Annotated in this window: 18 protein-coding genes; 9 read left to right on the top strand and 9 right to left on the bottom strand. The window is 62.0% G+C overall.

Annotated elements, in window-relative coordinates; translation table 11 throughout:
• The first annotated feature begins 215 nt into the window (after nucleotides 1-215).
• On the top strand, nucleotides 216-1220 hold the full coding sequence (locus V5E97_RS28295; RefSeq protein WP_406694913.1) for a DUF1559 domain-containing protein: 1005 nt from the start codon (nucleotides 216-218) through the stop codon (nucleotides 1218-1220).
• 187 nt (nucleotides 1221-1407) lie between these two features.
• Here V5E97_RS28295 and V5E97_RS28290 read toward each other — a convergent pair whose 3' ends face one another.
• A complete protein-coding gene (locus V5E97_RS28290; RefSeq protein ID WP_406694912.1) occupies nucleotides 1408-3087 on the bottom strand; it encodes a gamma-glutamyltransferase family protein in 1680 nt (559 codons plus the stop codon).
• A 249-nt stretch (nucleotides 3088-3336) separates the two neighbouring features.
• Between V5E97_RS28290 and V5E97_RS28285 the strand changes: the two genes are divergently transcribed.
• Together V5E97_RS28285 and V5E97_RS28280 are read left to right on the top strand one after the other, a co-directional pair.
• Entirely contained in the window at nucleotides 3337-4602 is a 1266-nt protein-coding gene (locus tag V5E97_RS28285) for a RidA family protein (protein WP_406694911.1), read from the top strand.
• 75 nt (nucleotides 4603-4677) lie between these two features.
• Nucleotides 4678-5790 carry a Gfo/Idh/MocA family protein gene (locus tag V5E97_RS28280; protein WP_406694910.1) on the top strand — a complete coding sequence of 371 codons (1113 nt, stop codon included), beginning with the start codon at nucleotides 4678-4680 and terminating at the stop codon, nucleotides 5788-5790.
• A 550-nt stretch (nucleotides 5791-6340) separates the two neighbouring features.
• On the opposite strand, the gene V5E97_RS28275 is transcribed toward V5E97_RS28280, so the two are convergent.
• On the bottom strand, nucleotides 6341-8347 hold the full coding sequence (locus tag V5E97_RS28275; protein WP_406694909.1) for a prolyl oligopeptidase family serine peptidase: 2007 nt from the start codon (nucleotides 8345-8347) through the stop codon (nucleotides 6341-6343).
• A 217-nt stretch (nucleotides 8348-8564) separates the two neighbouring features.
• On the opposite strand from V5E97_RS28275, the gene V5E97_RS28270 reads away from it, so the two are divergent.
• The 3 genes from V5E97_RS28270 to V5E97_RS28260 all read left to right on the top strand — a co-directional run bounded on the left by V5E97_RS28270 (nucleotide 8565) and on the right by V5E97_RS28260 (nucleotide 13633).
• A complete protein-coding gene (locus V5E97_RS28270; RefSeq protein ID WP_406694908.1) occupies nucleotides 8565-10016 on the top strand; it encodes a neutral/alkaline non-lysosomal ceramidase N-terminal domain-containing protein in 1452 nt (483 codons plus the stop codon).
• A gap of 168 nt (nucleotides 10017-10184) precedes the next feature.
• Entirely contained in the window at nucleotides 10185-11960 is a 1776-nt protein-coding gene (locus V5E97_RS28265) for a hypothetical protein (RefSeq protein ID WP_406694907.1), read from the top strand.
• 305 nt (nucleotides 11961-12265) lie between these two features.
• Nucleotides 12266-13633 carry a DUF1501 domain-containing protein gene (locus tag V5E97_RS28260; RefSeq protein WP_406694906.1) on the top strand — a complete coding sequence of 456 codons (1368 nt, stop codon included), beginning with the start codon at nucleotides 12266-12268 and terminating at the stop codon, nucleotides 13631-13633.
• A 246-nt stretch (nucleotides 13634-13879) separates the two neighbouring features.
• Here the strand turns inward: V5E97_RS28260 and V5E97_RS28255 are convergent, their stop codons facing one another.
• The 5 genes from V5E97_RS28255 to V5E97_RS28235 all read right to left on the bottom strand — a co-directional run bounded on the left by V5E97_RS28255 (nucleotide 13880) and on the right by V5E97_RS28235 (nucleotide 19316).
• Nucleotides 13880-14233, bottom strand: coding sequence for an ArsR/SmtB family transcription factor (locus V5E97_RS28255; protein ID WP_406694905.1), 354 nt, complete (start codon nucleotides 14231-14233; stop codon nucleotides 13880-13882).
• Nucleotides 14234-15645: 1412 nt separating this feature from the next.
• Nucleotides 15646-16605 (bottom strand): prolyl oligopeptidase family serine peptidase, encoded by a 960-nt coding sequence (locus tag V5E97_RS28250; RefSeq protein ID WP_406694904.1) that lies wholly within the window; start codon nucleotides 16603-16605, stop codon nucleotides 15646-15648.
• A 134-nt stretch (nucleotides 16606-16739) separates the two neighbouring features.
• Nucleotides 16740-17369: a hypothetical protein gene (locus tag V5E97_RS28245; RefSeq protein WP_406694903.1), complete on the bottom strand. Its 630-nt coding sequence runs from the start codon at nucleotides 17367-17369 to the stop codon at nucleotides 16740-16742.
• Nucleotides 17366-18160, bottom strand: a complete 795-nt coding sequence (locus tag V5E97_RS28240; protein WP_406694902.1) for a hypothetical protein — start codon at nucleotides 18158-18160, stop codon at nucleotides 17366-17368. The genes V5E97_RS28245 and V5E97_RS28240 overlap by 4 nt, the downstream gene beginning before the upstream one ends.
• 229 nt (nucleotides 18161-18389) lie before the next feature.
• Nucleotides 18390-19316, bottom strand: a complete 927-nt coding sequence (locus tag V5E97_RS28235; protein WP_406694901.1) for a histone deacetylase family protein — start codon at nucleotides 19314-19316, stop codon at nucleotides 18390-18392.
• 353 nt (nucleotides 19317-19669) lie between these two features.
• Here V5E97_RS28235 and V5E97_RS28230 point away from each other — a divergent pair, with 353 nt between their 5' ends.
• A complete protein-coding gene (locus V5E97_RS28230) occupies nucleotides 19670-20539 on the top strand; it encodes an HAD-IIA family hydrolase (protein ID WP_406694900.1) in 870 nt (289 codons plus the stop codon).
• An 89-nt stretch (nucleotides 20540-20628) separates the two neighbouring features.
• Here V5E97_RS28230 and V5E97_RS28225 read toward each other — a convergent pair whose 3' ends face one another.
• Nucleotides 20629-20892: a hypothetical protein gene (locus V5E97_RS28225; protein ID WP_406694899.1), complete on the bottom strand. Its 264-nt coding sequence runs from the start codon at nucleotides 20890-20892 to the stop codon at nucleotides 20629-20631.
• Between the two features lie 322 nt (nucleotides 20893-21214).
• On the opposite strand from V5E97_RS28225, the gene V5E97_RS28220 reads away from it, so the two are divergent.
• Both V5E97_RS28220 and V5E97_RS28215 read left to right on the top strand, forming a co-directional pair.
• On the top strand, nucleotides 21215-21697 hold the full coding sequence (locus tag V5E97_RS28220; RefSeq protein WP_406694898.1) for a DUF2127 domain-containing protein: 483 nt from the start codon (nucleotides 21215-21217) through the stop codon (nucleotides 21695-21697).
• 304 nt (nucleotides 21698-22001) lie between these two features.
• On the top strand, nucleotides 22002-22838 hold the full coding sequence (locus tag V5E97_RS28215; RefSeq protein WP_406694897.1) for a DUF1223 domain-containing protein: 837 nt from the start codon (nucleotides 22002-22004) through the stop codon (nucleotides 22836-22838).
• A gap of 82 nt (nucleotides 22839-22920) precedes the next feature.
• Here the strand turns inward: V5E97_RS28215 and V5E97_RS28210 are convergent, their stop codons facing one another.
• Nucleotides 22921-23874 carry a LysR family transcriptional regulator gene (locus tag V5E97_RS28210; protein WP_406694896.1) on the bottom strand — a complete coding sequence of 318 codons (954 nt, stop codon included), beginning with the start codon at nucleotides 23872-23874 and terminating at the stop codon, nucleotides 22921-22923.
• Nucleotides 23875-24143: the final 269 nt, after the last annotated feature.

The raw sequence follows: 24143 nt of genomic DNA, 5'->3' as shown, positions 1-24143 counted from the left end.
GGCACCATACAGCCAACTCATTGTGGCACATTTTCACTACAAACTCCTTACGTTTCGACCAATTAACAAGGCCCCGGATTCGAGCACCTTGACGGCCGGATTCTGAAGGCACACGAAATCGTGGAGACCGCGGCCGTCCACCACTCGGTCCCGCCCCAACGCTCGTCAGTCGCGCAAACGATCGACCGGAAATCGACTCCAGCCGGAGCCAACACATGATCAGGCGACGCATGGCGTTCACATTGATCGAGTTGCTCGTCGTCATCGCGATCATCGCAATCCTGATCGCACTCTTGCTACCGGCCGTGCAAGCGGCCCGCGAAGCGGCTCGACGTATTCAATGCACCAATAATCTGAAGCAGCTCGGACTCGCGTTGCACAACTATCATGGCATCCACAACGTCATTGTCCCCGGCCGGATCTGGGACCCGGCGTGTGGAAACAACTTCCAGGGTCAGTGTCAGAACACCCCCTGGTTTACCCTGATGCTCCCCCAGTTCGAGCAGCAGTCACTTCACGACGCATTCAACTTCAGTCTGGGTGCCGAGGGAGTTGGGTTTGCGGGACTCTCCGCAAACAGCACGCTTCAGATGGGCAAGCTCGGCATGTTCCAGTGTCCCAGCGATCGGTCGCCCTTGGGTTATCGATTCCCGGCGATCGCCCCTCCTCCCTTTCCCTCGTTCAATCCGAGCAAGGGAAACTACGCCGCCAACTGGGGCAACACGCAGTGGGACCAACAGCCCATCTCCATGGGGAGCACCACCGCGCGGTTCCTGCCATCGCCCTTCGGTCAACAGGGAAACCTGTCGCTCGCGGCAGTCACCGACGGTCTCACGACGACGGCCTTCATGGCCGAAGTGCTCCAGGGTCACGTCAATGATATCCGCGGCACGAGCTGGACCGTTGCCGCGGGGGGCAGTAGTTACATGAGCCGGTTTGCCCCGAACCAGTCCCGGGACGTTTACGGGTCCGGCGCCACAGGCGATCAGCTCGCTTTCCCCCACTTCTGCGTCGATGAACCGGGGCAGGGCCTCCCTTGCTCCGTCAGTGCAACCGAGCAGGCCACGTTCGCGGGAGCGCGGAGCCGGCACCCCGGTGGGGTCAACATCTTGCTCGGTGATGGCTCAGTCCGTTTCGTGAAGCAGACCATCAACCAGGTCACCTGGATCGCCCTGCATTCCATGAACGCAGGGGAACTGCTCAGCGCGGATTCGTATTGAGCGAGGACTCGGCCATCGGACAGGCCCCATCGTTCGTCCCACCTTCGCATTCCGAGCGTGCCTCATCCTCCGGGCACCCCCCCAGGCTCACGAGACCTGGGAGGGTTCCTGTCGTACCCCGGACGTCGCCATTGAGCTTCCTCATCCGCTCCATAGCGATAAATCCATAAGGTTTATTTCAAATCTCTTAATAAGCCGAGGCGTGCCGCTTCGCTTTGGGATCACCGGCGGCCTCGATTCGTTTTGAATCAGGGTCGATCCGAATGACGACGGGATGGCCGAACGGGGGCTTGAGAACATTCAGATGATGGCCGCGGATGCGGAGGTCGGTGAGGGTGCTCGCTTCGACTTCGTCGCCGATGTCGAGACTCCCGAGCTTCGGGGGCGTCTGGCGGAAGGAGCCCAGGAAGTGGTGGGTAACGAACCGAGGGGCCGTGACGGCCTCGGCGGGGGAGAGCCGGAAGTCGATCAGGTCGAGGAGCATTTGAAGCGTGACTTGATCCTGGAGGTCGCCCCCCGCCACGCTCACGGCGATCCTCGGGCGGCCGTCCTTGAGGACGATTGTCGGCGTCAAAGTGATCCGTGGGCGCTTGCCCGGCTCGATGCAGTTGGGATGTCCCTCCCAGGTGTTGAAGCTCTGGAGCCGCGAGCCGAGCCAGACGCCGGTGCTGCCCGCCAGGACGCCCGACCAGCCACTGGGAGTCGCGGCCATCATGTTGCCTTCCGCGTCGGCGGCCAGACAGGTCGTCGTGTCGATCGACGGGCCTTCGAGTCCGTGGCGCGACTCCGCTTCGGCCAGGAGCGGCTTGCCCCCGACAGGGTCGCCGGGACGCTGTTCGAGCGAGGCCTGGTTCATGTTGATCAAGGCCCGACGCATCGAGGCGTATTCCGGCCTGAGGAGTGCGTTCAAGGGGACCCGCTGAAAGAGCGGGTCGGCATAATAGACGTCTCGATCGGCGAACGCGAGCTTGATGGCCTCGACGGTGACGTGAATCGCGTCAGGGCGATTGTGGCCCATCGTCGCCAGGTCGAACGGTTCGAGGATTTGAAGTGCTTCGAGCAGCGCCGGTCCTTGGGTCCAGGGGCCGCACTTGGCCACGACGTGCCCCCGGTACTCGATCATGACCGGATCCTCGACACGGGTGACGTGTGTGGCCAGGTCGACCTCGCGGATCAGCCCTCCGTTGGCGCGTGACCAGGCATCGATTTCGCGTGCGATCGGCCCTCGATAGAAGTAGTCGGCGACCAGCCGAAGCCCTCGGCGGCGATCGTCCGAAAGGCGTTCGGCCGCGACGAGCCGGCGGAGAGTTCGGGCCAGGTCGGCGTGCCAGGCGTACTCGCCCCGGTCGAGGATCCGCAAGGCCGGGGCGACGACCTCCGCGAACCGCTTCGACCCGTAACGATCCAAGGCCGTGAGACAGACGTCGAGCGTGGCGGGGACGGCCGCCGCCTCGATGCCACTGGCGGGGATCCCGCCTGGCCTGGTGAAGTGTTCCCGGGTCGCCAGCCGAGGAGCGGCCCCTTGGCCGGCGAGCACCTCAACGACCTTGCGCTTGGCGTCGTAAACGAGGATCGGCACCTCGCCGCCAAAGCAGAACTGGTTGGCGTCGGTCACGCACTGGGCCAGGATCGTGGCCACGACCGCATCGGCCGCGTTGCCGCCGTCGCGAAGGATCGCGACGCCCGCTTCGACCGCCTCAGCGCCCCCCGCGGCAACCGCCCCGTTTGTCCCCGAGCTCTGCCACTGCCCCACGATTGAGCCTGCCGGCTTGGTGGCCAGCGGCTTGGTTTCGGAGATCGGCTGAGCCACCGCCAGCCGGGTGCAGGCCAGGGTGAGGTAGAGGATGCGGCGTGCAAGCAGGTTCATGGTGCAAGTCCCGAGTAAGAACGATGGCAGCGTCGATTCGGGGCGGATTGGACGCCGAACCTATCGCGCGCAACCTGTTGATGCAAACGGATTCGGCCAGCCCAGGGTCCCAAAATCCTTGAGCGTGAGTTCCACCTCGGCTATCCTCGCGCGAAGAACAGTAAGTGGCCGTGCCACGTCGACTCGCCCTCGACGTCGACAACGGTTCACGACCTCGATCGAAAAACGGACTCATCAAAAGGTAGGGGCATGACACGTAACGCCTGGGCCATGAAATCAGCCTTTTTCCTCCGTGGCTCACTCGCCATCGGCTTCATCGGGTTTACCCTCTCCGGTGTTGCGCTCGCGGACGAGGGGGAAAAGCGGAAAGTGCGGTTCATCGCCCCGGACGACTCCGCGGGAACCTCGTCGGCGGTCATCGTCCCAAGCGCCTTGAACCTGGCCCATACCGCCCAGTTCCTACCACTCGATGAGCGTGGTTCGATCGTCGGCCCCGAGCGTGCGGCCGAACAGGCGGCCGTGGTGCTCGATCGGCTCGAGGCGGCCCTGAAAGAGGTGGGCTCGGGACTCGACCGGGTGGTCAAGGTCAACGTCTACGCGGCGCGGACCGACGTCCTCCCGGCGTTCCGCACCGCCTTCAGCGCTCGGATGAAGGGGCAGGCACGGCCGGCCCTCACGGTCGTCGTCGGAGTCCTCGCCCACCCCGAAGCGCTGGTGGCGATTGATGCGATCGCGGAGACGCCAGAAACTACCCGGCCGCTCACACCGGCTCCCGCCGGGCAGCGTTCGGGTGCCGCGCTGGCGATCCTGCCGGCGGGAGCCAGGGTCTACGTCTCCGGACAGGCAGAACCAAACACCGACCTGGCCTTGGCAACCCGGGAAACGCTCAAGAGCCTGGGCAAGACCCTGGCGTACCTGGGCCTGGATAAGACCCACGTGGTCCAGCTCAAGGCCTTCATGGAACCGATGTCGGCGGCGGCCGTGGTCGAGCGTGAGATGACCACATTCTTCGGCACTGGGTCCGTCCCCCCCTTAGCCTACGTGGAGTGGCGATCGGGCCCGACGGTGCCGATCGAGATCGAGCTGATTGCGAAAGCAGGGCCTCGAACCGAGCTCGCGGCCGTTGAAGCGCTCACGCCGACCGGGATGAAGGCGTCCCCCGTCTTCAGCAAAGTGGTGCGCGTCAACCGAGGGGACCTGGTTTATCTTTCGGGCCTTTACGGCCTCCCCCAAACCAAGGGGACCGAACAAGTCGAGACGATCTTCAAGACACTCGAAAAGCTCCTGGCCGAGACCGGGACTGACTTCCGACACCTGGCCAAGGCCACGTACTACGTCACCGACGACGAAGCGAGCCGCGCCCTGAACGACCTGCGACCCAAGTATTACGACCCCAAAATTCCCCCCGCCGCTTCGAAGGCGATCGTTCCCGGGGTCGGGGCCGACGGGAAAACCGTCACCCTGGACATGATCGGCGTGACGGTGCCCGCCGAGAGCGCGAGCCCGCCGAAGTGATCTGTCTGATCTGAGCGGCCCAGAGGCGAAGCGAGCACGATCTCCATTCCTAACACGCAAGCGAGAGCCCTCCCCATGTTCCAAGCTCCCTATCGCGCGGCGATCATTGGCCGGACGGGCCGGGGCGACTACGGGCACGGCCTGGACGTCGCCATGCTCAACCAGCCGAAACTGACGGTCGTTGGCGTGGCCGACGACGACCCCAAAGGGCGGGCCGCGGCGGCCAAGCGGTTGGGAGTCGAGCGGGCCTATGCGGACTATCGCGAGTTACTCGACCGAGAAAAACCCCAGTTCGTCGCCGTCGCCCCACGCTGGATCGATGCCCATAAGGAGATGATCCTCGCCTGCGTGGAGCGCGGGATCCACGTCTTCTCCGAGAAGCCGCTGGCCCCGACCCTGGCCGATTGCGACGCGATCGTCACGGCCTGCGAACGGTCGCACACTAAGCTTGCCATGGCCTTTCAGTCCCGCTATAGCCCCCGATTCGAGCGGGTGAAGGAACTGATTGCCAATGGGGCGATCGGCGAAGTGCTCGAGTTCCGCGGCCGCGGCAAGGAAGACCGCCGCGGCGGTGGCGAGGACCTGATGGTCCTGGGTTCGCACATCATGGACCTGATCCGCGGCTTCCAGGGGGACGCCTCCTGGTGCTTCGCTCGCGTCACGGAAGGGGGCCGGCCGATCGGAAAAGCCGAGGTCCGGCAGGGGGCCGAAGGGCTCGGCCTGCTCGCGGGGGACCGGGTCGACGCGATGTTCGGCTTCACGGCGAATCCGGCCGTCGCCCACTTCGCAACGTCTCGACCGAGAGAGCCCGGCCAGCGTTTCGGACTTCAAATCCTCGGCTCGAAAGGCCGGATCGACCTCGGAACCGGCTGGGTGCCTCCGGCGTTCTTGCTGGCCGACCCGACCTGGTCCGGGGCCGAGAAGGGGACAAAGTGGGTCGAGATCACGAGCGCCGGGGTGGGCAAGCCCGAGACCCTCGGCGCCAACAGCCTCCCCGAAGCAAACCGATATATTGTGGCCGACTTGATCCAGGCCGTCGAGAATGACATCCAGCCTCGAGTGAGCGTTTACGACGGACGAGCCTCCATTGAAATGATCCTCGCCTGCTATGCCTCGCAAGCCCGCCGCGGCCCGGTAGAACTGCCACTGACCGAGCGATCCCACCATCCGCTCGAGAAGCTTGAGTAAAAGAGGCTTACCCTCCCTCTTCCGGGACAGCGAACAGTTTAGCCTGATCCCGAATGCGGGCGAGTCACCTCGCCCGCAGCCCCTTGGGATTCCTCGCCGCGAGTTCGACGACAGCGAACCCTCGAGAGACAGGCGACCCGCCCGCTTGTGCTAAGCATAAGTAACAATCCGCGAATGATCAAAGGAACCGATGATTCTTGTGGTTTCCGCAACGGGCTGTTTGCAGTAGCACGGCCGGCTCGGCCGTAATTCCCTTGGGTTGGCGAAAACCGAGGACAGCCCTGGGCCGAGGGGGATACGGCCGGGCCGGCCGTGCTACTGATTCCACCGGGCCGGAAATCCAGCAAGATTCTCGCCCAATCGCGAATCGTTAAGAATAAGACGTAGGCACGACGCTTGCCCTCCCGAAAACGCAAAACCCCATAAAGTACAACTCCAAAGATCGATCCGGACGCCAGTAGCACGACTACGGTCGGCCTTCACTTTTTCGGCGGGTTTTCAGCCCAGTCTCGGATCGTTGATAAAGCAACCGCCCAGGCGAGGGAGAGAATCAGTGCGATTGCTCCTTGGCCACACTCCTCGTCACCTGATCGATTGCACCAGCGAGCTTGTAAATATTGATTGTTCGCTCAAAAGCCGGATCGGAAGCGCCGATCAGGCGGAGTGGCATTGGCGCTAAAAGGCCCAGGGCGTCGGGAATGTCGAGGACGCGGAGCACTCCGAGAAAGATCGGTCCGTCGCGATGCGAGGCAGGGGGGTCGACCGCGACGACCTGCGCGGCGGAGGAGGGTTCGAGCAGGGCCGCATAGGCGGCGAGGATTCCGGCTTGCCTGGAGCCCGCGACGGTCCATCGCCGTTTGTCGGGTGATTCTTCGCTGCGGAGCCAGCGGAGGGCCGCCGCGACATCGCGGACCCGCCCCTCATCCACCGTGCGCCCCAGCAGGACATGAGCCCGCTCCACGTAATTCGGCGGCGAACGGTGGGTCCACTCGGATGGGCCAACACCTCGAGGCGCCAGCACAAGAACATCTCCGTCCTTGACGATTGACCGAGCCCAGTCAGGGACGGCCTCGAGTTCCTCGCCGGGGTTCAGGACGATCAGCGTAGCGTCCCCCGACTCGTGCTTCGCGCCTCGTTGCTCCCAGAGGGTGACCTCGATGCCCGCTTCGGTGGTCAGCGCACGGACGCGCGACGGCGAGGCGGCGGGCGCCAATGGCGAGGCGGCGGCGACCCGATCGGGGAGGCTTCGAAACGGGCGATCCCTGAGTTGCCGCACGAGATCTCGCTTCCAGGGAGCGAACTCTTCGCCCTTGCTGGGGAGGACGACCTGGGCCCGAGGGACGAAATCCTCGTCGATTGTTGCGTTGCGGGCGTCAGTCGGAAGATCGCGATCATCGGGAAAGGCGCGCAGCCGTTTCCCATCAATGGGGGCGTCAGTCGCGTCGCCGACGGGCCCCGAGTCATTTTTGAGGTGCCGGTTGATCCAGCCAAAGGCCGCGACTCGCAGGTCGGGGCGATAGTCGTGCCCGCCGTGGCTGACGTGGTCGGCCACCAGTTCGGGCTTACCGTAGAGCGTGTAGAGCCGCCGGAGCCGCTCGATAATCCGCCCGTTGCCATCCATGGGGAAGATACTGTCTTCGTCCGAGTTGCCAAACAGGAGAGGGCGAGGGGCAATCAACGCGGCGATGGTCGTCCATTCCCACTGATAAGCATTATAGCAAAACATACAGTCGCAGTGACCGTTGACGACCTTGTTGGTCACGTAGCTCTCAAGGTCGCTCATTCCACTGATTGGCACCGCGCAGCGAACTCGGTCGTCGACGGCCGCAATCCAGAATGTGGCGGCCCCGCCGCCGGAGATACCAGTCACTCCAATCCGGGCCGGATCGACGTCAGTCCGGCCGCAGAGGTAGTCGATCGCCCTGATCCCGTTCCAGCACTCAACGCCGGCCGGGGTATAGCCGGCCGCCTGCCACCACCACCGGCCCATGCGGTACGTCCCATGGTGAACGCTCGCGACCTCCCCCAGTTGGAGCGTGTCGACGATCAGGCACACGTAGCCGTTGCGAGCGAACCACATCCCGTGATCCTGAAAGGCCGTCTTGTTGCCGTCGCGGCCCATGCCGGAGTGTCCGCAGACGTAGAGAACCGCCGGGAGTTTCTCGGCGGACTGCTTGGGGCGATACAGGTTGCCGGTCACGTAGAGGCCGGGCCGACTCTGAAAGTGGAGGTTTTCGATGACGACGCCTCCGTCGCGATCGACAGTCCCGGTGACCTGCGCGCGGAGCGGCGTTTTCTCGGGGAGCGGACTGAGCCCGAGCATGTCGAGCAGTTCTTGTTTGAGCCGGGGACGTCGCGCCTCCCACGCCTCCTTGGTCGTGGCACCATCGAGTTGCGGGCCGCTCAGGCGTCTGGCTTCGTTCGCCAGAAAGGCCTCGATCCGGGTGTCACCGGGCCGGGGCATGGGCTCAGCCGCGGCACCGCCGAGTGGCAGAGCCAGGGCCAGAACGAAAACGACCGCGCAAAATCGAGGCCGCGAGATGGACGTCCGGAACATGCGATAATCTCCGGTAAAGGAGAGAGGGCAGGGCACTCGAGGCATCAGACAGGGGCGACTGCACTTGTACTGCTCCGTTGGTGTATCATCAACCACCTTCCCGGCTCCCGGCTCCGAAATCCGGGACGAACTCACCCTCCCTTTGCCCCGACCTCGAGAAAGGCTAAGACCGATGAGGACCGCAAATCCGCCCCTCCTCCATGGGCCGATTCGATTCATGATGATCGCGATGGCCTGGATGGCATTTGGCCTCACGCTCCCGGGATCGGTCCGTTCCGCGCAGGCGGCCGATCCCAAGCCCACGTTTCGGGCAGGGGCCGCGACCAGCAATATTTCCCCCTCGCTCGGGATGTCGATCAACGGCAACATGCACGACGGCAAAACCTCTCATATCCACGACGAACTCCACGCTCGCGCCTTGGTGCTCGACGACGGCAAGACGAAGCTGGCGATCATCGTCTGCGATAGCTGCATGATTCCCCGCGAGGTCATCAGCGACGCAAAACGACTGATCCGAGAACGATCCAAGCTCGAGCCCGACCACGTTTTGATCTCGGCGACACATGCCCACTCATGCCCGACGGCTGGCAGCGTTTTCCAGAGTGACCCGGATCCGAAATACTTGAAGTTCCTCGCGGTGAGAATTGCCGACGCGGCCCAGCGCGCCATCAACAACCTCGAACCGGCCAAGATCGGCTGGGGCGCGGGCAAGAATGCCGAGCAGGTCTTTAACCGGCGCTGGAAGATGAAGCCGGGGACCATCCCCGCCGATCCGTTCGGAAAGACCACCGACCGCGCCAGGATGAACCCAGGGGTCGCCAGCCCGGACCTGGTCGAGCCCGCCGGACCTATCGATCCCGAGGTTCCGGTCATCTCGTTGCGATCCGCCGAGGGGCGGCCGATCGCTCTCCTGGCCAACTACTCGCTCCACTATGTCGGCGGCGTCGGCAACGGACATGCTTCGGCCGACTACTATGGCGCCTTCGCCGACCGGGCCAAGGAGCTTATCGAAGGGGACCGGCTCGACCCTCCCTTCGTGGCCATGATGTCCAACGGCACCAGTGGAGACATCAACAATATCAATTTTCGCGAGGCACGCCAGCCATCGCCCCCCTACGGCCGGATCAAGTTGGTTGCCAATGAACTGGCCACCGAGGCGGTCCGGGTCGCGCGGGCCGTCGAGTACCGCGACGATATCACGCTCGACGCGCGAGCGGCCGACTTGAAGCTCGGGGTCAGGCAGCCGAACCCGGAAGAACTGGCCGCGGCCGAAGCGACCATTGCCCAGGCCAAGAAAGGGCGTGACCTGAGCACCATGGCCGAGCTCTATGCCCGAGAATCGATCCTTTTAAACAAGTATCCGAAGCAAGTCGATGTGAATGTGCAGGCCCTGCGTATCGGCGGCCTGGCGATCGTGGCGATTCCGTGCGAGGTGTTCGTCGAAATCGGCCTCAAGATCAAGGCGGAGAGTCCGATCAAACCGGCCTTCACGATCGAACTGGCCAACGGCTACAACGGCTACCTCCCCACGAAAGAGCAGCACGAGCTGGGCGGCTACGAGACCTGGCGGGCACGGTCGAGCTACCTGGAAGTCGACGCCGCATCGAAGATCACCGCCAAGGCGCTTGACCTGCTGCAAGAACTGGAAAAGGCCCGCGCGGCCCACTGAGTCGAGAGCAGTCTCTTCCCTCGTGCCCGAGCGGTGCGCATGATGAGGAGGCCATTCCCTCTTCCCCTTGGGACCGCGGTCCCAAGGGGAAGCGAGCCAGGTGAGGAGCGCATTCCTCGCCCCCTCGAGAATGAACTCAGTCTCTCGAATCCCCCAGAACCGGAGATCATGATGATTCGTTTCCCGCGAGCGATTCGCCTGGCTCTCCCGATTGGATTCGCTTCAACACTGATGGCCGCGGCTCCCGCGGAGGTCCGCATGCCGGTTCGCGAATTCGACGACCAGGGCTACCACATCCGGCTCGACCTATCCCGACAGGTAATTGGCATCGAGATCCCCGAAGATCAAGACAATGATCCGCGTGGATCGACCGAGCCGCCGATCGCACCAACGCTTCAAGGGATGAACGGATCGTTTATCTCCGCCTCGGTACTTTCCCAGAAGGCGAAACAGTTCGACGACGGGCTCTATGCGGCGATCGAGCTGGCCGCCCAGAACGGACTCGGAAAATTCCAAGGCAAAGGCGCGTTGCTCCAGGCGGTCGCCAAAGCGTGTGAGTCCCTCACAGTCGTGAAGCCGGAGAGCCCTCCAGCCATCGTCCTGGCGGCCGGCCGACTGGGGAATCCGACGTTCCCCATCTCACCGACAGCCGAACCCGCCGTCAAAGCGACCGTGGCCGCCTTCCTCGGCGATTCGCTCCGTTCAAAGCCGATCGGCTTCTACACATGGTCTTCCGCCCTGGAGGCCATCTTCCGCCAGGATCGCATGCTCCAGACCGAGCTCAAGGGGCAGGCAGACATCGAGGCCCTGGCCAGGGCGATCCACGCAAACCCCAAGGCGCGAGCGACCTATGAGGCCTACCTCTCCCTGATCTCGCGGATGACCAACCCACTGGCTACCGACAGTCTTGAGGGGCCGATCAAGCAGCTCGACGAGGGACGAATCGCCCCGACCGACCGACCGCTCGCCTTCTTCCCGGCGTCTCGAGCGCATGAGACCGACCTCATCATGAGGCTCTTTGGCGATCAGCCAATCCCCGAAGGGTTCAGCCTCGTCGACGAGATGATCAAACGGATCCAGGCCGGAACGATCGACCTTCGGCCGACCCAAAAGTCAGGCTGGTACGACCGACAAACCTGGGCGTTGGAGCCGCTGGTGATTCCCGAGCGCATGCCCGAGGCGAGCCACCTGCGCACCGAACCATCGTATCGTAAGCAACTCTTGGAGCTCTTCAAAGGGATTCTCGCCCTGACCCGAGAAACGCACATCAAGCAACTCTTGATTCCAGCTCCTGGATCAGCGGCCCCCGGTCAAGAGCCGGTCACGATTCACATCGCCCCCGAACTGGCCGCCGAGCCGCTGCCGACCTACTACTTGCGCCGAGGGGAATCGTATCGCTTCATCCGTTCCGTGCTCGAGGACACATTCGGGCCCGAGGCACTCCGCAAGATCCATCGGGAGGCGGCCTCCGGAGCCGCCGCAATGGACCTGGCCACGGAACTGGAGCAGATGCAGGGCCTCTTCCTGGGCGCCTCCGCAACGGTCAGCCGACAACTCGGGATGGCCACCGAGGGCGATCGCACGATTTTTCAGCGCTGGGCCGATTCTATGGCGACCGATCCCGACCTTGCAAAAGACGCTCGCATGATGGTCCCTCTCTTCTTCGATCGAGGGCGAAACAAGACGAAGGTCTGGGTGTTCCTCGGCTGGTCACAGCGACCGGCCCATCTCTGGTTCGTCACACCGCCGAGCGCCGAGGTGACTCAAAACGGGCGGAAGGTGGACTCAACGAAGGTGAAGCTGGACTTCGACTCCCGGTATCACAGCCTGCCGTATCCGGTCACCGCCGAGATCTACGTCACCAAGATTCTCAATCGAGACGAGTTCCGCCGGCACTGCGACCGACACAAGACTCGGACGACAATCCTCGAAAACCTCCAATGATCTGCGGGCAGGAGAGCCGCAGTACCAGGAAAGAGCGAGGGGGGGGCAAGACGGTTATCCCGCCTGCGACAGCAAGAAACCTGATACAACCGGCACATGCCGACTCGCTCTCCCCATTGAAAGAGTTCCTCTTCCTTTCAAGGTGTCGAGCCCTCAAAGAATTGGCTGGCGGAGCGAGGTTCCCCTGAAGGAAGCGCCATGGAATCAATCCGGCGAAGGCGGACTTGACAAACGGCCTCAAGCCTCCGAAATTAACAAGAGTTAAACTCAAAAAAAATATCAAACGTCAGTTGAGGATTGATGCGATGCTCAAGGTCTTCGGCGGGGGCGCGCGCGATTGTGACGGGACAACCCGACGCAGCTTCCTCCAGGCGGGGATGCTCGGCCTCGGCGGCCTCGCTCTACCAGACCTGCTGCGTCTCCGCGCGTCCGCGGCAACGACGACGTCGACATTAAGCAGTGAGCGCAGCGTCATTCTCCTCTGGCTGAGTGGCGGCCCCGGCCATATGGAGACCTGGGACCCCAAGCCCGACGCCCCCAGTGGATTTCGCGGCCCGTTCGGCTCGATCGCCACCAACGTCTCGGGGGTCCGCTTCGGCGAACTCTTGCCCGAGCAGGCGCGATTGATGGACCGGCTGGCGATCCTCAGAACGGTCAATCACGGTTCGGGGGACCACACCAAAGGGAACCACTGGATGCTGACCGGCTACGAAGGGCCGGCGTTCAATGCCCCCGACAACCGGATTCAGCGCAGGCCCGCAATGGGTGCGGCCGTGGCCCGGCTCAAAGATTCGAGACGGCCCGGACTCCCCTCATACGTCGCCGTTCCCAACCTCCGCGGAGGGACGGACAACCTCTTCCACTACTCAGCCTACCTCGGCGGGTCGGCCAACCCGTTCATCATTGAATCGGACCCGAACGATGCGGGCTATCAGGTCAAGAACCTGAAATTGCCGGGAGGCATCTCGATCCAGCGCCTGGAGGACCGGCGACGCACCCTCCAAGCCATGGATCAGCTCCGCCGCGACCTCGACCCTAAACTCCGCGACCTCGACGCCTATTACCAGCGGGCTTTCGACATGCTCACCGGCCAGTCGGTGGCCGACGCGTTCGACATCAGTGCCGAGCCCGCCGCCGTCCGCGACCGCTACGGCCGGCACACCTTCGGCCAGAGCGCCCTGATGGCCCGCCGACTCGTCGAGGCGGGGACACCGTTCGTGACCGTCAACTGTGTCCCCTGGGATCATCATGGCACGGCCCCCCAGCTCAAGACCGAGGAAGGGGCGAAAAAGCTCATTCCGCCCCTCGATCGCGCCATCGCCGCGTTGATCGAAGACCTGATCGAACGGGGCCTGTACGAATCCACCCTCGTCGTCGCGATGGGTGAGTTTGGCCGGACACCACGAATGAACAAGGATGCCGGACGCGACCACTGGGGCCGAACCTTCAGCGTCCTGATGGGATGCGGTTCCATGCGGATGGGCCAGGTCATCGGCCGCAGCAGCCAGCGCGGCGAGCATGTCGTCGACCGGCCGATCAGCCCGCAGGACGTCGCCGCGACGGTCTATCACCACCTCGGCATCGATGCCAGAACCGTCAGCTTCGAGGATCGGACCGGACGGCCCACCTACCTGATCGAAAACGGTGATCCGATCCACGAACTGCTCATCTGACCTGAGACTGTCGCCACGACGTTACCGTAGTCTCTTCGTCAGCCCAAAGGCAGGGAGCGTAACCCTTGTCTTTGGGCCTTCGCATGGACTGGCTCGTTTGACACCGTGGCCACAGTGTTCAAATACCCAGATGCCACCGATTCAATCCGACGCATGAGTGGATAATCTGGCCTGGATAAACGCAAACCACCCGGCAGATACCGGGTGGTTGTGGCGGTTCGGATGCATTGTCGGCTCGGCGTCGCGTCAGGCAATGACCGACTTGACGACCTTGGCCAACTCATCGCCGATCTCGGTCAGGGCGTAGAAATTGTTCTTGCCCTGGCGGCGCGGGGCGATGATTCCACCATGGCGGAGCAAGGCCAAGTGGTGGCTGACTGCGGGCTGGCTCTGGTTAAGGTGCTCGCCCAAGGCTCCGACATGCTTCTCGCCTTCGGAGAGCATTAAGATGATCTGAAGCCGGGTCGGATCACTGACCTGCTTCAACAGGTTTGCGGCGCGCTGGGCCTGCTTGAGCCGCAGCGCGGCCTCTTTCTGGGCTTTGGTCGGTTTGGGTGCCGTGGCTTTGGCCGCCGCAGACGCAGTCGCCATCGAGATCATCCTCCAAATGTAGATTTCTCGAAGTTCGTTACAGGAAGTCCGCACCGACTTCGAGAACTTAGGACACTACCGAGACGTCGTCAACACAGGGAAAACGATTAAGTGACAGGAAAGCCACTCATTCTTGTTCTCAAAGTCGGCCTTGACAGCCGCCTGAGTGAGAATCCGAAGATTTCGCGTTCCATGGAAGAGGAATATATCATAACTTCGGTGCTTGACGACATAATCTTAGCACCAGCGTCAATACCTATCAAGAGGAATTGGAGGATGCGCTAAATCGGGTTTTTACTATTAGAATAATCACACATCATGAGAGTCATGTAATCAGAGCTCAAGGTGTTCTGAAGCGGATTCTCGGGCCTGCGAGCCGATCGGCGAGGGAACACTTAAACCACGGTAATTTAAGTTTAAACAAGGGCGAAAAGAAGCGATCAGGGCCGATGGGACGACGACTCATGTGCTGGCAGTGATCTTTCTCGGAACGATGATCCGTCCGCTTTATTGCTTGCACGAAGCGTTTTTCGCCTAAAACTGAAAGCAGGGCCACTCAGGCCACGCCTGACAGCAGGTCCGCTTCGCATTCCTGGGCCGCCCGCAAAGCCTCCAGACCCTCCCACCAATCTCCGAGCCCATCACCAGGTCAAATCTCGCCATTCTAATCATACCCTTCTTAACCTATGCCTTGATTAGCCAAAACCTCTTCCTCGAAGCGAGGCCAGCCGGGAACTCCGGCCTCGTCACGGGAGTTCCGCAAGCCGCGGTTGGTCGCCAGCGCTCTCCGCTGCGGCTCTGTCGACCCGTTCCGAGCGACCTTACGAGGCGCCTCGCATCCCGCAAGTGTTGTCGAGATGGCCGACTACCGGTCGCCTGACTGGCCTTCAGGTGTCCTCCGTCAATCATAACGACTTGATTTCTCTTCCTCGGGGCCCGCGAACGCCACTTCCTGGCCGGGCCGCAAGAGCGGCTTACCCTTGAGTGGCTCCCAGCCACTCCAACCACTCAGACTCTGATCCAGCCGAGCTCCAATCGCTTCCCCCTTCACCGGCAGGCAGGCCCTTTCATCCTCCACACTCCCCTTGGCCTCATGACCAATTGGTAGAATTCCGCGCGACAAGGCGATCTCGAGGGAGAACCGAGTGTGAGGGGTGGGAGGGTAGGAGAGGCGGGATATCGACTTGCCGATGTGGCTACCTGTCGAAATTTCTCCAGGGGGGGCCGCCCATTGGGGGATTCACCCCGGCGGCCCGCCTGCTGGAATTCTACCTCGCGGTCATCCAATCGGCCGGGCCAGCCGGGTTCCGCTTCCAGAAGGAGGTCTCACTCAGGGCAGGACAGGCGGGGGGCTTGCACCATGCCCCCTGGTGCATCAAAGATGCGTTTGACTCTCCGCTCCTGGCGATGAAAAGCCTCAATCAGGGCTTGGAATTCGAATCCGGGGATTTTTTGAGGTGCTCGTCAAACCAATCGACGAAGAGAAGCACGTCCTTGTCGATATTGGGCCAGCCATGTACCGCACCTGGCTTGGAGATCAACTTCGCCTCAACGTTCGCTTTCTTGAATTTCTCGACGATCAACTCGGCCTGCTGAATGGGGACCAGCTTATCTGCGTCACCGTGGATGATGAGCGTTGGGGGATCATCCGAGCTGACATGAGTGATCGGCGAGATTTGCTGGCCGATTTCTGTGATCTTGGCTTCATCAGTGATTCGCTCAAACCGGTGCGACTTCTCGTCGACCTCGTGGAAGTCGAAGGGGGCCTGGAAGCCTTTCAGCGTCCCCCGACCAATCGCATTCTCGCCCGGCTTGCCGTAATTCAAGAAGTCGGTGGGCGGGAAGAAGCAGGCCACAGCCTGAACCCGACTCGACGCTCGATCGACAGCATCCCTGGAATCCGACTTGCCCAGGTCGCCCGCGGTCCCTTGCATGAGCGAGAGATGTCCCCCCGCTGAGGCGCCATAGATACCAAGCCGCTCAGGATCAATTCCGTATTCTTTCGCATTATAACGAATGAAACGGATCGCACGATTCATATCGGTGATCACTTCGGGAATGGTGAACTTCGGCTGGCTGCCATGGACGACGGCGAACACGGTGTAGCCCCGTTCGAGCAATGGCTTAACGAAGGGGGGGGAGGGGTTGATCGAGTCATGCGACGAAAACCAGCCACCGCTGACAACCCAGATGATCCCGAGTCCGTTCGCGTCCTGCTTGGGAGTGAAGACATCCAAGGTCAGCGCGGTGCCGAACTTCCGGCCATAGACAACATCGACCTTATGGGTAAACGTTGGCTCATCGGCCGACCAAGCGAACGTGGGGAGGAAAACCAGCGAGAGCGCAAGGCCGAGCGCCGCCGGCCGAAGGTCGCGATTCATGAATGAAGTCCCAAGAGGAGGGTTATGTGATCTCAAAAGAGGAGGGCCCGCCGATGATAACAAGCAGGGAAGGCCGAAAAAAGGATCGAGATCCATCAAATCATCAAAGGGCGGCCGGGGGGCTGGAATCCGTCTCAACGCGCCCACACATTGATGATCATGCGGGCAACAACGACATAGGCGTTCTCCAGATCGCCACCCCGGAAGAACTGCACGGGCGCGCCGGGGGAACCGATAAACGGGCGTAACGTCCAGCCCATCTGGATCCCCACGAATGCGTAGAGAACGATCCAAATCCAGAGCAGCCAGCGATGCCTCGGTGACCGGGCGATGAGCGGGCGGTAGGCGCGAGTCAACGCGATCTGGGCGGCCAGGCTGGCGACGGCGAACATGGCCGCGTTGAACAGGATCGCCGCGTGATAGTCCGCCGACGAGGCATACCAGAGCACGGTCAAAGGCGCCAGGGCCACCAGTACGATCGTGACGGTGGCTTGCGAGACCGCAATCGCCCGGACAGCCTCGGCGATGTCGTCACGAACTCCAAGAAGCGTGTTCATGACGAGATAGCTCGGCAGACTCAACAGCAAGGTCGCCAGCAGGAGCAAGGGGACCTTGACGGCCGAGTAAACAACCTGCCAGATCAGACCTCCAAAGGCCCCCATCACGCTCCCATAGACCAGACCGCAAAGAACGAGCAGGGTCCAGGGATAGCTCGACGAGCGCCCGCGGAGCACGGCATCGGCCCGGCTCAGCAAGTCTCTCATGAGAAGAGGCTCACCAGGGCCGACCAGACCGCCTCGAAGAAGTTCGATTCACGCCCCCGGAACCAGGCGAAGGGACGCCCCGGATCGCCGACAAACGGGCGCAGGACCCAGCTCATCTGAGCTCCGACGAGCCCGAACAAGACCACCCAGCAACGGAACAGGACCTTCACATGGCGTCCGAGCACCTGGTCTTCGAGCGGATCCAAGGCACTCGGAACCGGCCTGGATGGCTCTTCCCCCTTCGCCTCACCGACCCACTCCGTGGCTTCCGTCGCCGCGGGCTCGCGGGGGACGACGCTCAGTCGGTGCAACGTTTGCAGCAAGAAAACCAACCCCATCGCGCCGGAAACCGCAAACACCACTACATTGGCCAAGACCATAAACGAATACGTACTCGTGCTTACAGAAAAGAAGGCAATGATCGGTCCGAGCGAAGACAAGACCGCAACCATGACGGCCATTGAGGCCAAGAGAAGCCGGAGGACCGAATCCACTTCGAGCCGGGACCCCACCAACGCATTGAAGACGTAGAGCGACGGAAATGTCACAATCAAGCTCAAGAAAAAGAGGGCGGGGACCTTCACGGTCGAGGCAAGTAGTTGCCAGTAGGACGGCCCACCATCCTTGAGCATGGCGAAGCTTCCCATGCAGCCGCCATAGACCATCGCCAGAATCACCAGGACGATCGCCAGCCCGCCCATTCGCACCTCGATCGTCCCACGACGCAGCGCCGAGAGCCGCGTCGCCTCCCCTCTCAAGATGCGATCGAGATCCTTCCACCATGTCCCCATAACACCCTCCCCCTCGACGAGTGGCTGATTCGCTCCCAGAACCTCACTTTGCAATCCAAAGCACTTTGTGTCAAGAAGAACAGAAGGCGAAACGGCCGAGGACCAGGGAGGCGGCCCGGCATGTTCCCCGGCGGCATCATCCGTGTCGCGTTCCAGGATCATGAGGGGAATGATTCTTCGCCGACAACTGAATTCCACAAAATATCACACATGTCGCTGCGTTGCCATCTCAGTCCCGGTCGAACCGGGTGAGCAGCCCCTCGATCGCATCGGCATGAATCCGCCAGGATTCGCTTGAGTATCCCCCTGAGAGCACCATGGCCACCGGGATCGAGCGTTCTCTCGCCAGACTGGCCACGAGCAGATCGCGTTCGGCCAGGTCGTTCCGCGTCAGCCGGAGTCGTGCCAAAGGGTCGTTTACAAATGGATCCGATCCCGCGTTATAGATCAGCAGGTCAGGACGAAAGGTGTCGAGGGCTTCGGGGAGAACCGCGTCGACGATCTCGAGGTATTCGACGCCTGTCAGGCCGGCCGGAACCGGCAAGGGGTAGTCTTCGGGCTCTTTCCTCGAGGGAAAGAGATCCTCCTCATACAGATCCAGGATCGAAGCCCAGGGCCAATCTCGGATCACCGCCGCGGTGCCATTGCCCTGATGAGCGTCGAGGTCGACGACCAGGACTTTTCGCACGAGTCCTTCCTCATGGAGGATCGTGGCCGCCAGTGGAATGTCGGCGTAGACACAGAAGCCGCCGCCCCAATCGCGCGCCGCATGGTGGTAACCGCCGCCAAGATTGATGGCCAGCCCACGCTCCAGCGCCAGGCGGCAAGCGAGGATGGTGCCTCCGCTGGCAAACCGCATCGGCATCAGCACACGCCAGTCGATCAACCAGGAGGGAAGGCGACGGACGATCGGCACTTCGAGGATGCTCGCCAAGAGGTCCGAGCTCTCGAGCGACCGTAGATAGTCTGGCGAATGAACCTTCAAGAGGTCCGACCGTCGGACGGGCGACGGACGCACGAAGTCGGACTTCCGACGCAGACCTCGCTCAATCAATACGCTTTGAATCCGTTGATATTTTCGACTGTCGAAAGGATGGAGCCGCTCCAGGCCGAAGGCTGTGACGTTATATCGAGGATGGTAGATCAGCGAAACCATCACGTTCTCCTCACATCCTCTTGCAAAATCACCGACCCGAGCTCCTCGGGTCGCGAGTTGACCGCGAACGTGCCTTCGGGTCAGGGAAGATTGCCTAGTAGTCGGGCAGTCCCACGAGGTCGTCGAAGATTCTCGGTTTCACCTGGGATGGTCGTAAACACCGACAGCCATAGCGTTTCGACACTTCTTGACGGGCTCCGCCGGGCTCACGTTTCGGCACTGGTATGCCATTCGCAATCCATTTACCGATGTCGCGGTAGGCCGCCGGGTATCTCCGGCATCCTCTTCTCCGGAACGGGCCGGGATGGCGTGCCGTGTTTTTCGATACAAGTTCGAGGGAGAACTTCAAGTCAATGCTTGGTTATTTGATTGACATGGACGGCGTGATTTACCGGGGCGGTCAGCTTATTCCCGGTGCCGACCACTTTATCAATGAACTCCTCAAGGCGGGCGTCCCGTTCCGATTCCTGACCAACAACAGCCAGCGGACTCGTCGCGACGTGGCGACCCGGCTCCAGCGCCTCGGTATCGACGTGGAGGAGGAACACGTCTATACCTGCGCCATGGCGACCGCCCGATTCCTGGCCCAGCAGACGCCAAAAGGCACCGCCTACGTGATCGGCGAGGGGGGGCTGCTGACGGCTCTCCACGAGAATGGCTACTCGATCGTGGACCGCGACCCCGACTACGTCGTCGTCGGCGAGGGGCGAACGATCAGCTTTGAGATGGTCGAGGCGGCGCTGGAGATGATTCTGAAGGGGGCGAAACTGGTCGCCACCAACCTCGATCCCAACTGCCCGACGGTCTCGGGGCTCCGCCCCGGCTGCGGCGCCACGGTGGCCATGCTCGAAACGGCCAGCGGCGTCAAGGCGTTCAGCGTCGGCAAACCGAGCCCTTACATGCTCCGAGGAGCCCGCAAGGAATTGGGGCTCACGACCGACCAGACCGTGGTCATCGGCGACACGATGGAAACCGATATCCTCGGCGGTGTGCAACTCGGATTCAAGACGATCCTGGTTCTCAGCGGGGGCACCAACCGCGAAGACCTGGACCGCTACGCTTATCAGCCGGCCCGAATCGTCGATTCGATCGCCGACCTCGATCACGCCGACCTGATCCACGGATTCGCCAACACGGCTTCCTCGTCCCGAAGTCGAAGCAACGGAAGGCCGCGGCCGGAACCCGCTCTGACCGCCGCCTCGGACCGAGAATGGCAGCGCTAAGCAAGAACCGAGAGGTCCGATAGGGACCGGCGACCCGAATGAAGGCCGTTCGCATTCGGGTCGCGGCAATTGGAGAAGAGACCGGCCGATCAATAGCAACCGGTCAGGCAAGGAATGCAAAGGGGCGACCGCATGCCGGCTCGTCCCTTTTCGCTGCGCAGGGGCGCCGGCACGAAGTACCGAGGACGAACTTCGTGGTCGACTCCGACCCCGTCGTCCTCATGCGCCAGCAAGACCGACAGGCGATTCCTCAACACTGTCGCTTCGGGCAACATCAAATCCGGCGCACACAGGCGATCCATCAACTTGCGCAGAGCCTCGAGTCGCTCGGTCTTTCTCTCCAGTCTCGCCATCGCGGGGTCCCTTCTCATTCGCTCCCTCGAGACGATTCCTCAGACGTCCGGCCACGGACCCAAGGGAATCGACTCCGTTCAGACCCAAAGCCGAGGCTCAAGGTTCACCAAGGCGACAACGAGGAGCCGATTCCAAGCTGATCTCGTTTATGGACCAGAGCTTGCGACAAACAGAACCCGAGACACGCAGCCCCTTCGAGCCGCAGTGCTCCCCGATGAGACGATCGCGTGAGGCTCGACGCCGACCCCCTTCTCGGATTAGCCTCGAAGCGTCCGGGGGGAAGGCCTTCGGTCCGATCGACCCACGCCAAACGAGGACCTCATGAGTTCGTCTTCCGAGCAAAGCACGTTGGGCTTGCGCCTCATCGGAGCGTTGAAATTGGGCACTGCCCTGATGCTCGGAGGCGCCGGCTTCGGGATTTTTCGACTCATGCATCACGACCTTGGTCAGGTGGTCGAGAGTTTTGTCCTGCGTCTCCATCTCGATCCCGACAGTCGGCTGGTTCATCTGGTCCTCGACCGAGTGGGTGGAATCAACGCAAGCCAACTCAAAGCGATCGGCCTGGGAACCTTCTTCTACGCGTTGCTGGAATGTGCTGAAGGGGTGGGACTCCTTTTGAAGCGGCGCTGGGCCGAATACCTGACCATCCTCGCCACCGTCCTGCTACTTCCGTTGGAATTTTACGAACTGGCGCACAAAGTCAACCTGTTACGGGTCATGGTCCTTCTCGGCAACCTCGCAATTTTGGCCTACCTGATCTTCAAACTACGCCGCCGAGGGGAACGAACAACCAAGCCGGAGTGAAGCTTCGCCGAACCCGTTTCCTCCTGCTCCAACTCTCGGCCGTGGCATCCTCGTTGGCCGAACGATGCCCGCGGGGTGGGTCCGGCCCACCATCGGATCCCGCCCGTGGAACCCAGCAAAGCGAGCCCGTGATCGATGGCATTACTTTCCGCGATGACCTGAATAATCGCGCCCCCAGCCTCGTCTACAACGGGGGCCAGAGGACTGCTCGGTGGCCTGCAAGGCGAGCGAGAACCGTCGTCGCAAACAATCATGGCCCCTCTACGTGGGGCGAGCCGATCTCACAAGTCGGAGCCATCCAAGAATGCGCGTTTCCACCCGATTCTGGCTGACCTCGATCGCGTTGCTCACTCCCGGACCGGAATCCAGCAACGCGCAGACGGATTCTCCGGGCGGCTCAGGATCCCGGCGTGTCGTTCTCGTCGAGTTGTATACCTCTCAAGGCTGCAACATGTGTCCCGAAGCTGAGAAGAACCTCGGGATCCTGGCCGGACGAGAGCGGCGGATTGTTCCGATCGCGTTTCATGTGGATTATTTCAATAAACCGTGGAAAGACCCGTTCTCCGAGGCGCTCTACAGCCAGCGTCAAATGGCCTTTAACTCGCTTTACACCAAGCCCAAGAACAAAGAGTACGGCCTCTATTACACCCCCATGATGATGATCGACGGCGAGCAGTCGATCAACGGCCGCGATCCCGCCGGAGCCGAGGCCGCGATCCGCCGTGCCCTGACACGGAAGCCTCAGGTGGCGTTGCAGACCTCGCTTCAACTCGCGAACGATACGAGGACCGGGAAGCTCGGGATCAAGGTGGTCCCCCGCACCGCGGTCGTCCGGGACAGGGAACTCTTGGTCTGTGCCGTCCTCCGTGAGGATGGGGTCGTGACCGAAGTCGAGTCGGGTGAGAATGCCAAGAAGACTCTGACCGCTCGATTCCCTGCGCGGGCGACGAAATTCGAGTTCATCACATTCAAAGATGAGGCCGCGAAGGCGCTGAGCTTCACCTTTGAACGCGACTCCTCGTGGAATGTCGAGAAACTCGGCCTGGCTGTGTTCGTGCAAGACAAGGCCACCGGCATTGTCTACCAGGCCGCCGACATGCCCTGGCGGACCGAACGGGATCGCGCCGGCCTGAAAAAGTAAGGAAGGAACTGCCCCTCGTCCCGTGCCGATCCCAGAGAAAAGCAAGAAAAGAGGGGAGGGGATGAAGCCGGTTCACTCCACGTCAGGCATTCTTGGTGGCTCGCTTCAAGCGATCTTTGACGACGTCCATGAAGGCGATCGCCGATTGGAACGGCGGCGCCCCTTTCCGGCGGACCTGATAAACGACGGTCCCACCGAAATGGCGGTTCATGACGCAATGGTGGAGCCCCGGGTGGGGCGCGGACAGGGATGAGGAGAAGATCAAGCCGATCCCGAAACCCATCCTCACATACTGACAGACCGTTGTGGTAAAGATGGCCTCGACCAGCTTCGGTTCCGACAAGGACACGCCGGCCTTGTCGAGGACGGCCGTGACGCTGAGGTCGGGAATTCCTCGCAAGCCGTTGAGCAGCGGATAATCGCGAAGGTCGGCCGGCCGAACGTTGCGGCGGCGGGCGAGGGGATGGTCCACGGGCGTGACGAGGGTGATGTCAACCTCGTAGACCGGCTGAAACTCGAGCCAGGGGTTGAGCCTGACCAGGTCGGGGCCTCGGTCATGAAGCAGGCCGACGTCGGCCTCACCGGCTTCAACAACGGCGAGGATCTGGTCGTCCCACAGTTCCTTGAGGGCAAGCTGAACGTCCGGCTGGCTCTGGTGGAAGTCCGCGGCGCACTCGGGCAAGTCTTCGGCAAGGATGCGTGGCGAAGCGGCGAGGACCAGTCGAGGGGCTAACGAAGCCCGGGCCTCGCTAAACCGCCGCTTCAGCGTCGCGGCTCCCGAGACCAACGGACCGATCAGGTCGGCGAGCAACCGACCGGCCTCGGTGAGGTGGCAACCCCGTCCGCGCGGTTCGAGCAGGCGTTCGCCGAAGTCGAGTTCCAAGGCACGGACTTGCTGCCAGACCGTTGGGTTGGCCAGTCCCAGGCTCTTCGCCGCGGCGGAAAAACTTCCCAGTCGAGCTGTCTCGTGAAAGCTCCGCAACTGCTGGGCAGTGGTGTCCTTGTAAACGCGTGACTTCGCGGAGAGGCGGCCCATGAAAAACCCTTCGTCTTAGACTAACAGGGTATTCAGTCGATAGGCCACCACTATACTCCAAGGCGTCCCGCTCGTCGAGCACTCCCTTTGAGACGTGAGGTTGTGATGACCTCGTTTCAAACGAAGAATGTAAACCAGGAGGATCTGGTCTGCCCATGAATCGTGTGCAAACCTCAAGCACACCGGCTCGAGCCCTCATTTTTTTCGTTCGGAGGGTCCGAGACCGATCCCGTGATGTCGCCAGGGTCTGTACCCCCGTTCTTGGGTCA

It is taken from the genome of Singulisphaera photorubra (genome assembly GCF_045290345.1).
GTDB lineage: Bacteria > Planctomycetota > Planctomycetia > Isosphaerales > Isosphaeraceae > Singulisphaera.
Note: the sequence above shows the minus strand (reverse complement) of the source record. Positions and strands in the feature narration are given on the sequence as shown.

What these genes read in the sequence shown, in the direction of transcription:
- V5E97_RS28295 (WP_406694913.1), top strand. Translation starts at nt 216, where the DNA reads ATGATCAGGCGACGCATGGCGTTCACATTGATCGAGTTGCTCGTCGTC.
- V5E97_RS28290 (WP_406694912.1), bottom strand. Translation starts at nt 3,087, where the DNA reads ATGAACCTGCTTGCACGCCGCATCCTCTACCTCACCCTGGCCTGCACC.
- V5E97_RS28285 (WP_406694911.1), top strand. Translation starts at nt 3,337, where the DNA reads ATGACACGTAACGCCTGGGCCATGAAATCAGCCTTTTTCCTCCGTGGC.
- V5E97_RS28280 (WP_406694910.1), top strand. Translation starts at nt 4,678, where the DNA reads ATGTTCCAAGCTCCCTATCGCGCGGCGATCATTGGCCGGACGGGCCGG.
- V5E97_RS28275 (WP_406694909.1), bottom strand. Translation starts at nt 8,347, where the DNA reads ATGTTCCGGACGTCCATCTCGCGGCCTCGATTTTGCGCGGTCGTTTTC.
- V5E97_RS28270 (WP_406694908.1), top strand. Translation starts at nt 8,565, where the DNA reads ATGATGATCGCGATGGCCTGGATGGCATTTGGCCTCACGCTCCCGGGA.
- V5E97_RS28265 (WP_406694907.1), top strand. Translation starts at nt 10,185, where the DNA reads ATGATGATTCGTTTCCCGCGAGCGATTCGCCTGGCTCTCCCGATTGGA.
- V5E97_RS28260 (WP_406694906.1), top strand. Translation starts at nt 12,266, where the DNA reads ATGCTCAAGGTCTTCGGCGGGGGCGCGCGCGATTGTGACGGGACAACC.
- V5E97_RS28255 (WP_406694905.1), bottom strand. Translation starts at nt 14,233, where the DNA reads ATGATCTCGATGGCGACTGCGTCTGCGGCGGCCAAAGCCACGGCACCC.
- V5E97_RS28250 (WP_406694904.1), bottom strand. Translation starts at nt 16,605, where the DNA reads ATGAATCGCGACCTTCGGCCGGCGGCGCTCGGCCTTGCGCTCTCGCTG.
- V5E97_RS28245 (WP_406694903.1), bottom strand. Translation starts at nt 17,369, where the DNA reads ATGAGAGACTTGCTGAGCCGGGCCGATGCCGTGCTCCGCGGGCGCTCG.
- V5E97_RS28240 (WP_406694902.1), bottom strand. Translation starts at nt 18,160, where the DNA reads ATGGGGACATGGTGGAAGGATCTCGATCGCATCTTGAGAGGGGAGGCG.
- V5E97_RS28235 (WP_406694901.1), bottom strand. Translation starts at nt 19,316, where the DNA reads ATGGTTTCGCTGATCTACCATCCTCGATATAACGTCACAGCCTTCGGC.
- V5E97_RS28230 (WP_406694900.1), top strand. Translation starts at nt 19,670, where the DNA reads ATGCTTGGTTATTTGATTGACATGGACGGCGTGATTTACCGGGGCGGT.
- V5E97_RS28225 (WP_406694899.1), bottom strand. Translation starts at nt 20,892, where the DNA reads ATGGCGAGACTGGAGAGAAAGACCGAGCGACTCGAGGCTCTGCGCAAG.
- V5E97_RS28220 (WP_406694898.1), top strand. Translation starts at nt 21,215, where the DNA reads ATGAGTTCGTCTTCCGAGCAAAGCACGTTGGGCTTGCGCCTCATCGGA.
- V5E97_RS28215 (WP_406694897.1), top strand. Translation starts at nt 22,002, where the DNA reads ATGCGCGTTTCCACCCGATTCTGGCTGACCTCGATCGCGTTGCTCACT.
- V5E97_RS28210 (WP_406694896.1), bottom strand. Translation starts at nt 23,874, where the DNA reads ATGGGCCGCCTCTCCGCGAAGTCACGCGTTTACAAGGACACCACTGCC.